Annotated in this window: 13 protein-coding genes; 12 read left to right on the top strand and 1 reads right to left on the bottom strand. The window is 67.8% G+C overall.

The annotated features are described in order from the left end of the window. Positions 1 to 86: 86 nt before the first annotated feature. From ACNR9W_RS12065 to ACNR9W_RS12045, 5 genes are all read left to right on the top strand, one after another. Positions 87 to 641, top strand: coding sequence for a tetratricopeptide repeat protein (locus ACNR9W_RS12065; RefSeq protein ID WP_419268890.1), 555 nt, complete (start codon positions 87 to 89; stop codon positions 639 to 641). Positions 642 to 772: 131 nt separating this feature from the next. Next, complete coding sequence (locus ACNR9W_RS12060) at positions 773 to 2554, top strand: PQQ-dependent methanol/ethanol family dehydrogenase (protein WP_419268889.1); 1782 nt, start codon at positions 773 to 775, stop codon at positions 2552 to 2554. A 132-nt stretch (positions 2555 to 2686) separates the two neighbouring features. Then, on the top strand, positions 2687 to 3403 hold the full coding sequence (locus tag ACNR9W_RS12055; protein ID WP_419268887.1) for a response regulator: 717 nt from the start codon (positions 2687 to 2689) through the stop codon (positions 3401 to 3403). Continuing rightward, entirely contained in the window at positions 3384 to 4562 is a 1179-nt protein-coding gene (locus tag ACNR9W_RS12050; RefSeq protein WP_419268885.1) for an FIST N-terminal domain-containing protein, read from the top strand. The genes ACNR9W_RS12055 and ACNR9W_RS12050 overlap by 20 nt, the downstream gene beginning before the upstream one ends. After that, entirely contained in the window at positions 4559 to 6820 is a 2262-nt protein-coding gene (locus tag ACNR9W_RS12045; RefSeq protein ID WP_419268884.1) for a PAS-domain containing protein, read from the top strand. The genes ACNR9W_RS12050 and ACNR9W_RS12045 overlap by 4 nt, the downstream gene beginning before the upstream one ends. On the opposite strand, the gene ACNR9W_RS12040 is transcribed toward ACNR9W_RS12045, so the two are convergent. After that, positions 6817 to 7536, bottom strand: a complete 720-nt coding sequence (locus ACNR9W_RS12040) for a GntR family transcriptional regulator (RefSeq protein ID WP_419268883.1) — start codon at positions 7534 to 7536, stop codon at positions 6817 to 6819. The two genes, ACNR9W_RS12045 and ACNR9W_RS12040, sit on opposite strands and share 4 nt — an antisense overlap. 82 nt (positions 7537 to 7618) lie before the next feature. Between ACNR9W_RS12040 and uxaC the strand changes: the two genes are divergently transcribed. From uxaC to kduD, 7 genes are read left to right on the top strand one after another with little or no spacing between them, the layout of a single operon-like run. Next, on the top strand, positions 7619 to 9025 hold the full coding sequence (gene uxaC / locus ACNR9W_RS12035; protein WP_419268882.1) for a glucuronate isomerase: 1407 nt from the start codon (positions 7619 to 7621) through the stop codon (positions 9023 to 9025). Between the two features lie 22 nt (positions 9026 to 9047). Further along, on the top strand, positions 9048 to 10019 hold the full coding sequence (locus ACNR9W_RS12030) for a TRAP transporter substrate-binding protein (protein WP_419268881.1): 972 nt from the start codon (positions 9048 to 9050) through the stop codon (positions 10017 to 10019). A gap of 52 nt (positions 10020 to 10071) precedes the next feature. After that, on the top strand, positions 10072 to 10674 hold the full coding sequence (locus ACNR9W_RS12025; protein ID WP_419268879.1) for a TRAP transporter small permease: 603 nt from the start codon (positions 10072 to 10074) through the stop codon (positions 10672 to 10674). Positions 10675 to 10678: 4 nt separating this feature from the next. Then, entirely contained in the window at positions 10679 to 11959 is a 1281-nt protein-coding gene (locus ACNR9W_RS12020) for a TRAP transporter large permease (RefSeq protein WP_419268877.1), read from the top strand. Continuing rightward, positions 11956 to 12237: a cupin domain-containing protein gene (locus ACNR9W_RS12015; RefSeq protein ID WP_419268876.1), complete on the top strand. Its 282-nt coding sequence runs from the start codon at positions 11956 to 11958 to the stop codon at positions 12235 to 12237. Before ACNR9W_RS12020 ends, ACNR9W_RS12015 begins: the two co-directional genes overlap by 4 nt. An 11-nt stretch (positions 12238 to 12248) precedes the next feature. Beyond that, positions 12249 to 13073 carry a 5-dehydro-4-deoxy-D-glucuronate isomerase gene (gene kduI / locus ACNR9W_RS12010; protein WP_419268875.1) on the top strand — a complete coding sequence of 275 codons (825 nt, stop codon included), beginning with the start codon at positions 12249 to 12251 and terminating at the stop codon, positions 13071 to 13073. Continuing rightward, complete coding sequence (kduD, locus tag ACNR9W_RS12005) at positions 13070 to 13795, top strand: 2-dehydro-3-deoxy-D-gluconate 5-dehydrogenase KduD (RefSeq protein ID WP_419268873.1); 726 nt, start codon at positions 13070 to 13072, stop codon at positions 13793 to 13795. Before kduI ends, kduD begins: the two co-directional genes overlap by 4 nt.

The raw sequence follows: 13795 nt of genomic DNA, 5'->3' as shown, positions 1-13795 counted from the left end.
ACGACCATGGTCGAATCCGCCCCCGCTAGGTGGCGCGGGGCCTCCGTGCTAGACTGGCGCGCCACTGCCAGAACAAGGGGCCGGTCATGTCGTCCATCCGAAACGCGGCCCGGCTGGCCGCCGCCGTCCTGTGGGCGCTGCCCGCCGCCGCGCAGTCCGCCGACGAAGGGCAGGGAGACCTGAACCCCGAGGAACTGACCTGGGAGCGGGTGATCCGGGACGTGGAGCGCGGCGAAACCTCGATGACCGCCTGCGCCTCGGGCTATTTCATCACCAAAAGCGGCCGCCACGGCCCGGCCCGGCAGCTGTTCGAACGCTGCGCCGAGGACGGCTGGACCGGCGCCATGACCTGGATGAGCCAGCTGGACGAGAACGGCCTGGGTGCCCCACGCGATTCCGGACGCGCCGCAGACTGGGACCGCCGCGCCGCCGAGGCCGGCGACCCGGTGGGCAAGTTCAACCACGGGCTGGACCTGCTGCGCGGCCATGGCGTCGCGGCGGATACGGAGCAGGGCCGCCGCCTGATCGATGAGGCCGCGCGCGACGGCCTGGCCGTCGCCGCCGACCTGCAGGCGGCGGGCTATGACCCGCGTGCGGTGACGCCGGATGCCGATGAATGGCGCTATCAGCCGATGTTCTGATCGCGGCCCTCCAGGCGCGGCCCCATTCGACCAATGGACAATATACGCCCCCGACGCCCCGCGCATACTCGGGCCTGACGCCTTCGGTCCGATCGGACGCGGTGGCCGACAAGAGAGCGGAGGAGAGACACATGAACAGATTCGTGCTTGCCACGGTCATGGCGATGACGGGCCTGGCGATGACCGGCCTGGCGACGGCCGCCGCGGCCGCCGTGACCGAAGAGGACCTGGCCAACGACCAGCAGTCGGCGGAGAACGTGCTGACCAACGGCATGGGCCGCGACCTGCAGCGCTTCAGCCCGCTGACGACGCTGAACCGCGACAACGTCAAGAACCTGGTTCCGGCCTGGGCCTTTTCGTTCGGGGGCGAAAAGCAGCGCGGCCAGGAAAGCCAGCCGCTGATCCATGACGGGATGATGTATGTCACCGGGTCCTATTCGCGCCTTTATGCGATCGACCTGAAGACCGGTCGCGAGGTCTGGCAATACGACGCCCGCCTGCCCGAAGGCATCCTGCCCTGCTGCGACGTGGTGAACCGCGGCGGTGCCATCTATGGCGACAACATCTATTTCGGCACGCTGGACGCGCGGATCGTGGCGCTGGACCTCAAGACCGGCGACGTCAAGTGGAACAAGAAGATCGCCGACTACAAGGAAGGCTATTCCTATACCGCGGCCCCGCTGATCGTGAACGGGCTGGTCATCACCGGCAATTCGGGCGGCGAATTCGGCATCGTGGGCGAGGTTCAGGCGCGCGACGCCGAAACCGGCGAGACGGTCTGGACGCGCCCGGTGATCGAAGGCCACATGGGCACGCTGAACGGCCAGGAAAGCACCATGACCGGCACGCTGAACGCCAGCTGGCCGGGCGACATGTGGAAGACCGGCGGCGGGGCGACCTGGCTGGGCGGGTCCTATGACGCCGACACCGACACGCTGATCTTCGGCACCGGCAACCCGGCGCCCTGGAACAGCCACCTGCGCAACGCGGGCGCGCCTGTCGAGGGGAATGCCGGCGACAACCTTTACGCGGCCTCGCGTCTGGGGATCGATCCGGCCACGGGCGAGATCAAGTGGCACTTTCAGTCGACCCCCCGCGAGGGATGGGATTTCGACGGCGTGAACGAGGTCGTCAGCTATACCGACCGCGAGGGCAACAAGCGCTTCGGCACCGCCGACCGCAACGGGTTCTTCTATGTGCTGAACCGCGAGGACGGGGCCTTCGTCGACGCGCATCCCTTCGTCAAGGAGATCAGCTGGGCCTCGGACATCGACGAGACCGGACGCCCGATCTACAACGAGGAGAACCGCCCCGGCCCGATCAACGAATCCGCCGAAGGTGGCAAGGGCCAGCAGGTCTTTGCCGTCCCGTCCTTCCTGGGCGGCAAGAACTGGATGCCGATGGCCTTCAGCCAGAACACCGGCCTGTTCTATGTGCCCTCGAACGAATGGGGCATGGACATCTGGAACGAGCCGATCAGCTACAAGAAGGGCGCGGCCTATCTGGGCGCGGGCTTCACCATCAAGCCGCTGTTCGACGACTATATCGGCTCGCTGAAGGCGCTGGACCCCGATACCGGCGAGATCAAGTGGGAATACAAGAACGAGGCGCCGCTGTGGGGTGGCGTGATGACCACGGCCGGCGGGTTGGTCTTCCTGGGCACGCCCGAGGGCCAGTTCCTGGCGCTGGACGACACGACCGGCGAAGAACTGTGGTCGTTCCAGACCGGCTCGGGGATCGTCGGCCAGCCCGTCACCTGGGAACAGGACGGCGAGCAGTACGTGTCCATCGTGTCTGGCTGGGGCGGTGCGGTGCCGCTGTGGGGCGGCGAGGTGGCCAAGAAGGTCAACTATCTGAACCAGGGCGGCATGGTCTGGACGTTCAAGCTGCCCGCCCAGCTGGCCGCCAAGTAGGGCGCCGAAGACGCGGGACCGCGGCGCCAGGCGCGCCGCGGTCCGCACCCGGACCGGACGGCGCATTTTCCGCGCCGTTGCGGCCCCGATCGGGCGTAAGATGACCCCGGCTGATTTCCCGAAGGACACGCGATGGCAGACCGTCAATTCCCCTCCGATGCCGACGGAGCCTCTGGCTTCCGCACGGCGCTGATCGTCGAGGATCACCCGCTGTTCGGGGATGCGCTGGCCATGACGCTGCAGTCGGTCTCGGGCATCCAGACGGTGACCCATGCCGAAAGCCTGGGGCAGGCGGCCAGCTATCTGGACAGCGGCTGGCCCTTCGACGTGATCCTGCTGGACCTGAACCTGCCCGATGTGGACGGGCTGGAGGGGCTGATCGCCCTGCGCCGGATCGCGCCCACGGTGCCGATCCTGCTGGTCACCTCGGTCAACGAGACGCGGGTGATCCGCGCCTCGCTGGCGGCCGGGGCGGCGGGGTTCGTTCCCAAGCATTCGCGGCGCGAGATCTTTCGCGCCGCCTTCCAGGCGCTGGCCGCGGGCGAGGTCTATGCCCCCGACCTGCCCGCCGAGGAGGAATTCGCGGCCCTGTCGCCGAACGGGCCGGACGCCGCCATCCGCCGCCTGTCGCAACTGACCCGGCAGCAGGCGAAAATCCTTGATCTCATCTGCGAAGGCCGCATGAATAAGCAGATCGCGCACGAGCTGTCGATCGCCGAGACCACGGTCAAGGCGCATGTGACGGCGATCATGCGCAAGATGGGCGTGTCCTCGCGGACGCAGGCAGTGCTGATGGCGCGTGACGCCAAGATGACGGGACAGATCGCGGATGTCGGAGGAGCAGCCTAGCCCGGTCATTGTGCCGCCGGATCAGGCTGCGGATGCGCCGCGCCGGGCCTCGGCGCCGCTGGACGGGGGCGACCCGGTGGGGCGGCTGGCATCGGCCCTGGGGCCGGGTCCCCATGCGCTGATCCTTCTCTTTTGCGGGGCGGGCGGGGTGCCGGCCGCGCTGCTGCGCCGCGCACATGAGCTGTTCGACCGCGCCGTCATCGCCGGATGCACCACCGCCGGAGAGATCGCCGAGACGGGCTATGCCGAGGGGCAGGTCGTCGCCGTGGCCTTTCCCGCCAGCAGTTTCGCGGTCGAGACGGTGCTGATCGACCCGGTCGACACCATCGACAGCCGGTCGGTCATCGCGCGGCTGCAGCGCGCCCGCCAGTCGCTGCAGCACAAGGCCGAATGCCTGCCGCACGAGCTGGGGATCCTGCTGGTCGACGGCCTGTCGGGGCGCGAGGAGCATCTGATCGCCTCGCTGGCCGGGGGCCTGGGGCCGGTGCCGATCATCGGCGGTTCGGCCGGGGATGACCGGCGGTTCGTGCAGACGCAGGTCTTCCTGCATCAGCATGTCCGCAGCCGTGCCGCCGTCCTGTGCCTGTTGCGCAGCCGCCTGCCGCTCCGGACCTTTTCCTTCAGCGGATGCCGTCCGTCGCGCGTGCAGATGGTGGTGACGCGCGCCGATCCGGCCCGCCGCGCAGTGCTGGACATCAACGACGAGCCCGCGGCGGCGGAATATGCGCGGCTGCTGGGGATGCCGGTGGACAGCCTGGGGCCGGAACTCTTCGCGACGCGCCCGGTGATGGTGCGCGCGGGCGGGCGGCACCATGTCCGGTCGATCCAGCATGCGGGCGCCGATGGGTCCCTGACCTTCTTCGGCGCCGTGGCCGAGGGGATGGTGCTGACGCTGTCGGCGGAAAGCCGGCTGGTCCCCGACCTGGCCGCGTCGCTGGCGCAGCTGCGGACGGGTGGGACGCCGCGGATGGTCCTGGGCTTTGACTGCATCTTCCGCCGGATGGAGGCCGAGAGCCGCCAGCAGACGACCGAGGTCTCGCGCCTGCTGGCCAAGGCGCAGGTCACCGGTTTTTCCACCTATGGCGAACAGTTCGGGACGATGCACGTGAACCAGACCCTGACCGGCGTCGCCTTCTACGACCCGGGGACGCCAGCGTGACCGAGCCTGCGGACCCGGCCGCCGACATCGCGGCCATGCTGTCGCCCGATGACGACGCGCAGCGCCGGCAGGACAAGCTGATCCGCATCGCCCAATCGCTGATCCGCCATATCGAAGAGCCCGCCGACGACAATGGCCAGGGCTATGCCCAGTTCCAGCGCGCCGCCGTGCTGGAGGACGAGGTGCGCGCCCGCACCCGCGACCTGGAACATGCGCTGGACCTGCTGAACGCCTCGAACGCGCGGCTGGAGGAGGCGCATCGCCAGAAGGATGTCGCGCGGCAGAACCTGGCCTCGGCCATCGAGGCGGTGCAGGAGGGGTTTGCGCTGTTCGACGCCGATGACGTGCTGGTGCTGTGCAATTCGCGCTTCAACGCGCTGCTGCCCGACATCGTCCAGGGCCTGCGCCCCGGCCTCAGCTTTGAGGATTACCTGACGCTGGCCGCCGGTTCGCGCCACCTGGTCCTGCCCGAGGGGATGACGCGCGACGGCTGGATCGCGATGCGCCGTCGCCGCCACCAGGAGCGGCACTTCATCCTGACCCAGGGCATGGCGGACGGCCGCTTCGTGCAGGTGTCGGAACAGCGCACCGGCGACGGCGGCACCGCCATCCTGCAGACCGAGGTGACCGACCTGATCCGGCACGAGCGCGAGGAGCGGGGCCGGATGCTGGAGGATCAGGCCGCGATCCTGCAGGCGACGCTGGACCATGTTCCCCTGGGGGTCTGCATCTTCGACGGGCGGCTGCAGCTTCTGGGCTGGAACACCAACCTGGCCGAGATGCTGGCCCTGCCGCGCACCCGCCTGCGGCCGGGGCTGCATTTCGACAAGCTGTGGCAGCAGATCAGGACCCGCTTCGACTTTCCGGCCGGGCAGGGGGCCAACCTGCTGGCGGACTGGGTGCGGTCGGTGCGCCGCAAGACCAGCTATACGGTCGAGGCGCGGGACGAGGGCGGGCATCGCAGCTTTGCGATCTTTGCGCAGGAGATCCCCGACGGCGGCTTTGTCATGTCCATCAACGACATCACCGAACACCGCCAGGCCCTGCAGGCGATTCGCCGCGCCAACGAGACGCTGGAGGCGCGCGTCCTGGGCCGCACCCTGCAGCTGGAGGATGCGCTGGCCAGCGCCGAACGGGCCAATGCCTCGCGCGTGCGGTTCGTGGCGGCGGTGGGGCATGACCTGATGCAGCCCCTGTCGGCGGCGACGCTGTTCGTCGGTTCGCTGCTGGAGGACGTGGCCGAGGCGGGGCCGCGGGCCAAGCTGGAAAAGGTCCAGCGTTCGCTGGATTCGGTCAGCGGCCTTCTGGGCGCGCTGCTGGACATTTCCCGGCTGGAGGCGGGGCAGGCGGCCCTGACGATCGAGCCGGTGCAGCTGGGCCCGATCTTCGAGCAGCTGCGCGAGGAATTCGCACCCCTGGCCGAGCGCAAGGGCCTGCAGCTGGTCGTGCGGCCGGTGCAGGCCACGGTCCTGTCGGACCGGATCTATCTGCGGCGCATCCTGCAGAACCTGATCTCGAACGCGATCCGCTATACCGACCGGGGCCGAGTGATGGTGGCGGCGCGGATGCGGCCCTCGGGTCTGGTGGTGCAGGTGCGCGACAGCGGCCGGGGCATCGCCGCCCCCGACCACCAGGTGATCTTCGCCGAATTCAAGCGCCTGGATGCCAAGGCCTCGGCGGCCGAGGGGCTGGGGCTGGGCCTGGCGATCGTGGACCGGGCCGCCGCGCTTCTGGGGCACCGGCTGGACCTGCGATCGGCGCCGGGCCGGGGATCGACCTTTTCCGTCGCGCTGACGACCACGCGGGCGCGGCCGTCCGAGCGGGGCCTGGCGCTGGCCCCGGCGCCCTCGGCCCAGGAGGCGCCGCTGGAACTGACGGCGCTGATCGTCGAGAACGATGCCGAGATGACCCAGGCCCTGTCGCAGCTGCTGGAGCAGTGGGGCGTCAACGTTTTGGACGTCGCCTCGGCCGAGGAGGCGCTGGCGCTGCTGGAGGAGACCGGGGTCGAGCCTGAACTGTGCCTGGTCGATTACCAGCTGGGGACGGGCATGGACGGGCTGAGCTGCCTGGCCGCGATGGAGCGGCTGCTGCCGGCGTCGACGCTGCGCTGCCTGATGACGGCCACGCGATCGGACCAGCTGCAGCGGCAGGCCCGCGACCTGTCGGCCGATCTGCTGAACAAGCCGATCCTGCCCGCGACCCTGGCGCGCATCGTGATGGCCGCGCGCCCCGGTGGGGGCATGTCCCAGGACGGCTAGGCGCGTGTTTCGGGGGCGGGGGTGCCGAAGACTTCGGGCTGGTCGATGCGCAGCCGGGCGATGATCTGCTCGATATGGCTCAGATGGTTGCGGACAGCAACGGCCGCGCCCTTGGGGTCGCGGGCGCGCAGTGCGGCCAGGATCTCCCGATGCTCGACGAAGGCGGTCGAGGCGCCGTAGGACAGCGACAGATAGCGCGCGCGGTCCATGTGGCCCTTGTTGTCCTTGACCAGCGTCCAGACGAATTCCAGCCCCGCCGAACGGCAGATGTCGTGGTGGAACTGGTCGTCCAGCGCGTGGAACTCGGCCCGCCGGTCGGCCTTGATCGCGGCCTCCTGCCGGTCGATCAGCTGGTCCAGCCGGTCCAGGTCAACCTCGGACAGGCGCAGGGCCGCCGCGCGCATCGTCGCCTCCTCCAGCGCGGTGCGGATGAAATAGGCCTGCATCACGGCCTCTTCCGAAATCGGCGTGACGGTCGTTGCCCGCTGCGGGCGGATCTGGATGAAGCCCAGCTGCGACAGCCGGTAAAAGGCGTCGCGCACCGGCTGTCGTGACACGCCCATCTGGGCGGCCACCTCGGCCTCGGACAGCTTGGCGCCGGGGGGCAGCGTCAGGTTCACGACACGCGCATAAAGCGCCTCGAAAATCTGGTCGGTGATGGTTCTCGGACGCGCCTCCTCCAGCGACGGCAGCGTCTGGATCAGGGTGGGCGTCATCGCGGCAGCTCCGTGTTGACCGGTCTCGTAAACTAGCATATTAGAGGATCAGCCTTATGGCAAGCGAGTCGGAGGAGGACACGTGGCACTGCTGGCAGAAGATCGACTGTTTCCACTGGAAGGCCGGGCCCGTGACCTGGCGCGGGGTCTTTACGACGCGGTGAAGGACCTGCCGATCCTCAGCCCGCACGGCCATACCGACCCCCGCTGGTTTGCCGAGAACGAGGCCTTTCCCGATCCTGCCCAGCTGTTCGTGACGCCGGATCATTACGTCTTCCGCATGCTGTGTTCGCAGGGCGTCCCGCTGACCGATCTGGGCGTCCCGCGCGTCGATGGCGGCCCTGTGGAAGCCGACGGGCGCAAGATCTGGCGCCTGTTCGCGCAGCATTATCACCTGCTGCGGGGCACGCCCTCGCGGCTGTGGCTGGACCACAGCTTTCAGCATGTCTTTGGCATCGACCGACGCCTGTCGCCGGAGACGGCGGACTGGTATTACGACCATATCGCCGATTGCCTGGCGCGCCCCGAATTCCGCCCCCGCGCGCTGTTCGAGCGGTTCAACATCGAGGCCATCGCCACGACCGAGGCCGCGACCGACGACCTGCGCTGGCACAAGATGATCCGCGACAGTGGCTGGCAGGGCCGGGTGATCACCGCCTATCGTCCCGACGGCGTGATCGACCCCGAGATGTCCGGCTTTGCCGAAAATGTCGCGCTGATGGGCCGGCAGACCGGCATCGACACGACGACCTGGGCCGGATACCTGGACGCGCATCGGGCGCGGCGGGCCTTTTTCATCGAAGCCGGCGCGACCTCCAGCGACCATGGCCATGCCAGCGCCCGGACCGAGGACCTGCCCCAGGCCGAGGCGGCGGCACTGTTCCAGAAGGCGCTGACCGGCACCTGCACGGCCGATGAGGCCGACGCCTTCCGCGGCCACATGCTGACCGAGATGGCGCGGATGAGCCTGGAGGACGGGCTGGTCATGCAGATCCATCCGGGATCGCGCAGGAACCATTCCGACCAGGTGATGTCGGTCCACGGGCGGGACAAGGGTTTCGACATCCCCGGCCGCACCGATTACGTCACCGCGCTGCGCCCGCTGCTGAACGCGGTGGGCATGGACCCGCGCCTGACCGTGATCCTGTTCACGCTGGACGAGACGTCCTATTCCCGCGAGCTGGCGCCCCTGGCCGGTGTCTGGCCCTGCCTGCGGCTGGGACCGCCCTGGTGGTTCCACGACAGCGCCGAGGGGATGCGCCGCTTCCGCGAGATGACGACGGAAACGGCGGGCTTCTACAACACGGTCGGGTTCAACGACGACACCCGCGCCTTCTGTTCGATCCCCGCGCGCCACGATGTCGCGCGGCGGGTGGACTGTTCCTATCTGGCCACGCTGGTCGCAACGGGTCGCCTCGCGGAAGACGAGGCACCCGAGGTGGCGCGTGACCTGACCTATGGCCTGGCAAAACGGGCCTACAAGCTCTGAACTTCGTATTTGGGAGGATAACATGAAGTTCCTGATGACAACATTGGCCGGGCTGCTGGCCTCGGCCAGCCTTGCGGGCGCCTGCGAGGTGACGCTGCGCTCGTCCGACACCCATCCGGAGGGCTATCCCACCGTCGAGGGCGTCAAGGCCATGGCCGAAGAGGTCAAGGAAAAGACCGACGGCCGCATCTGCATCGAGGTGTTCCCCTCGTCCCAGCTGGGCGAGGAAAAGGACACGATCGAGCAGACCCAGTTCGGCGTGATCGACATGGTCCGCGCCAGCTTTGGCTCGTTCAACGACATCGTTCCGGTGACGCAGCTGATGTCGCTGCCCTACCTGTTCAAGTCGGTCGACCACATGCACAACGTCATGGACGGCCCGATCGGCGAAGAGATCGGCGCCGCCTTCGAGGAGCGCGACCTGGTGGCGCTGGCCTATTACGACGGCGGCTCGCGCAGCTTCTACAACTCGCAAAAGCCGATCCAGTCGATCGCCGACCTGGAGGGCATGAAGTTCCGCGTCATGCAGAATGACGTCTTTGTTGACATGATGGACGCGCTTGGCGCCAATGCCACGCCGATGCCCTATGGCGAGGTCTATTCCTCGATCCAGACCGGTGTCATCGACGGGGCCGAGAACAACTTTCCCAGCTATGACAGCTCGGGCCATGCCGAGGTGGCGAAGTATTTCACCCTGGACGAGCACCTGATGGTGCCCGAACTGGTCGCGATGTCCAAGGCCAGCTGGGACAAGCTGTCGCCCGAGGATCAGCAGATCCTGCGCGAGGCCGCCCGCAATTCGGCCACCGTGCAGCGCGAGTTGTGGGCCGAGCAGGAGCGTGCCTCCGAGGAGAAGGTCGTCGCCGGCGGCGCCGAGATCATCCGCGACATCGACAAGACCCCCTTCATCGAGGCGATGGCCCCGGTCTACGAGAAATACGTGACCACGCCCGAGGCCAAGGACCTGGTCGAGCGCATCCAGGCGACCGAGTGACCAACCGGCCGCCCGCATCCCGCGGGCGGCCTTTTCCATTTGGGGGCGCATCATGCGCAACGTTCTGATCGCGCTGTCGCGGGCAACCGGCGCCGTGGCGCAGGCCGGGCTGTGGATCGCCGGCGCCGGGCTGGTCCTGATGACCGCCTTTGTCTTTGCCCAGGTCTTCTACCGCTATGTCATCGGCACCAGCCTGTTCTGGGCCGAGCCCGCGGCCGTCATGCTGATGGGGTGGTTCATCTTCCTGGGCGCCGCCGTGGGCGTCAAGGAGGGCTATCACCTGTCCTTCGACGTCGGGCTGATGGTGGTGCCTCCCAGCTGGCGGCCCTGGTTTCACAGCATGTCCGATCTGGTCGTCACGGCCTTTGGTGCCGGGATGGCCTGGTTCGGCTGGCAGCTTGCCGCGCGCGCCGCGACCGGCGTGGTGCCGGGCCTCGGGATCTCGCGGCTGTGGGATTTCGCGCCGCTGATCGCGGGCGGGCTGCTGCTGATCCTCTTCTCGGTCGAGCGCATCCTGCGCCGGGCGGCGGGGCTGCGCACGATGCGCTTTGGCGACATGGATGACGCGGCCGATGCCGAGGTCGACGGACAGGCCGAGGGCCCCCGGGCCGAAGCCGTGATCAAGGCGCATGACGCGCCGACGGGCAGGAGGTAGGCCCTTGGAATACTGGATCCTTTTCGGCAGCTTTGCCGGGCTTTTGCTGATCGGCACGCCGGTCGCCTTTTGCCTGGGCGCGGCCAGCTTCTTCACCGTCCTATATCTGGGCCTGCCGCCGGTGGTGGTGTTCCAGCGGCTGAACAGCGGCATCTCGGTCTTTGCGCTGATGGCCATCCCGTTCTTCATCTTCGCGGGCGACCTGATGGTGCGCGGCGACATCGCCCGGCGCCTGGTGGCGCTGGCGGGCGCGATGGTCGGGCATATGCGCGGCGGGTTGGGGCAGGTGAACATCATGGCCAGCCTGATGTTCGGCGGCGTGTCGGGATCTGCGGCGGCGGATGCCAGCGCGGTCGGCGGGCTGATGGTCCCGCAGATGAAGGCGCGCGGCTATGACGTCGACTATGCCGTCAACATCACCGTGGTCAGCTCGATCATCGCGCTGATGATCCCGCCCAGCCACAACATGATCATCTATTCCATCGCGGCCGGCGGCCGGCTGTCCATCGCCGACCTGTTCACCGCAGGCATCATCCCGGGCCTTCTGCTGGCGCTGATGCTGATGGGGGCCAGCTGGTGGGTCGCCCGCAAGAAGGGCTACCCGACCGAGCCGTTTCCCGGCCTGCGGATGCTGGGCGTGCTGTTCGTCTCGGCCCTGCCGGGGCTGATCCTGATCGCCATCATCTTTGGCGGCGTCCGGTCCGGCATCTTCACGGCCTCTGAAAGCAGCAACATCGCGGTCGTCTATGCGCTGCTGATCACCGCGCTGGTCTATCGCAGCCTGCCCTGGTCCGAATTCGTCGAGGCCACCAAGGGCGCCGTCCGCACCACCGCGATGGTGCTGCTGGTGATCGGCACGGCCGCCTGCTTTGGCTGGCTGCTGGCCTATCTGCGCGTGCCGACCCAGCTGGTCGAGATGCTGCAGAGCGTGTCGGACAACCCGCTGGTGATCCTGCTCTTGATGAACCTGATCCTGCTGGTGCTGGGCACCTTCATGGACATGTCGCCGCTGATCGTGATCACCACGCCGATCTTTTTGCCGGTGGCCACCGCCTTTGGCGTCGACCCGGTGCATTTCGGGGTGATCCTGATCCTGAACCTGGGGATCGGTCTCTGCACGCCGCCGGTGGGCGCGGTGCTGTTCGTGGGCTGCGCGGTGGGTCGCATCAGCATCTGGCAGGCCATGCGCACGATCTGGCCCTTCTATGGCGCAGCCTTCCTGACGCTGATGCTGGTGACCTATGTCCCGGCCCTGTCCCTCTGGCTGCCTTCGGTGTTTCGATGAGTGATCCTGTCCGGACCGTCCTGGCCCATTCGCCCGACCTGATGGTCGTCCGCTTCGACTTTGCCCAAGGCGACCGGGGGGCGCTGCACGACCATCCGCATGTGCAGTCGACCTTCGTCCAGTCGGGCCGCTACCGCTTTACCATCGATGAACGCGAATTCGAGATCGGCCCCGGCGACGCGTTCATCATCCCCTCGGGTGCCCGGCACGGGTGCCTCTGTCTCGAAGGCGGGGTGCTGATCGACAGCTTCACGCCGCGCCGCGACGATTTTCTGTGAAAGGACCTTCCATGACCCATGTCGAAACCCGCCACGCGATCCACCCGGACCACGCCAAGGGCATGGACACCGCCCAGCTGCGCCAGCATTTCCTGGTCGAGGGGCTGTTCGCCGAAGGTGAGATCCGCCTTGCCTATACCCATTACGACCGCTTTGTCGTGGGCGGCGCCGTCCCGGACGGGGCGTCCCTGACCCTGGACCAGATCGCCGAGACCAGGACCCCCTCGTTCCTGGACCGCCGCGAGATGGGCATCGTCAACATCGGCGGCGACGGCCGGGTCGAGGCTGCGGGCGAAGCCTGGGACATGGCCAATGGCGACGTCCTCTATCTGGGCATGGGCGCGGGTGCTGTGACCTTCTCGGGGCAGGGGCGGTTCTACATCACCTCGGCTCCCGCGCATCGGGCGCTGCCGCACCGGCTGGTGACGGTGGCGGAGGCCAAGGAGGTCAAGATGGGCGCGGTCGAGACCTCGAACAAGCGCACCATCAAGCAGTTCATCCACCCGCTGGTCATGGAAAGCTGCCAGCTGGTGCTGGGCTATACCTCGCTGGAGGACGGGTCGGTCTGGAACACCATCCCCAGCCATGTCCACGACCGCCGCATGGAGGCCTATCTGTATCACGGCATGGCCCCCGAGGCGCGCGTCCTGCACCTGATGGGCGAGCCGCAGGAGACGCGGCACCTGTTCGTGGCCAATGAACAGGCGGTCCTGTCGCCCACCTGGTCGATCCATTCGGGCGCGGGCATCGGCAGCTATACCTTCATCTGGGCCATGGCCGGGGACAATGTCGATTACACCGACATGGACTTCATCCAGCCGGAGGACCTGCGTTGACCGCCTTTTCCCTGGAAGGCCGCACCGCGCTGGTGACCGGTGCCAATACCGGCATCGGCCAAGCCATCGCCGTCGCGCTGTCGCAGGCGGGGGCCGAGGTCATCGCCAGCGGACGCCGCGATTGCGACGAGACGCTGGCGCTGATGGGTGGCGGGCGCAGCCTGACGCTGGACTTTGCCGATCCCATGGCCGCGCGCGATGTCTTTGCCGACCAACAGATCGACATCCTGGTCAACAACGCGGGCATCATCCGCCGCGAAGACGCCGTCGATTTCACCGAAACCGATTGGGACGAGGTGATGGACGTCAACCTCAAGGCGCTGTTCTTCACCTGCCAGGCCTTTGCCCGCGCCGCCCTGCCGCGCGGCAGGGGCAAGATCGTCAACATCGCGTCCCTGCTGTCCTTTCAGGGCGGCATCCGCGTGCCCTCCTATACCGCCTCGAAACATGGCGTGGCGGGATTGACCAAGCTGATGGCGAATGAATGGGCGGCGAAGGGGCTGAACGTCAACGCCATCGCGCCCGGCTATATCGAGACCAACAACACCGAGGCCCTGCGCGCCGATCCGGACCGCTCCAAGGCGATCCTGGACCGGATCCCGGCAGGCCGCTGGGGACGGCCGGAAGATATCGGCCAGACGGCCGTGTTCCTGGCCGCCCCGGCGTCGGACTATGTCAACGGCGCCGTCTTGAACGTCGATGGAGGCTGGCTTGCCCGATAG

Origin of the sequence: Paracoccus sp. T5 (assembly GCF_048538155.2) — a bacterium.
In the GTDB taxonomy this organism is placed as follows: domain Bacteria; phylum Pseudomonadota; class Alphaproteobacteria; order Rhodobacterales; family Rhodobacteraceae; genus Paracoccus.
Note: the sequence above shows the minus strand (reverse complement) of the source record. Positions and strands in the feature narration are given on the sequence as shown.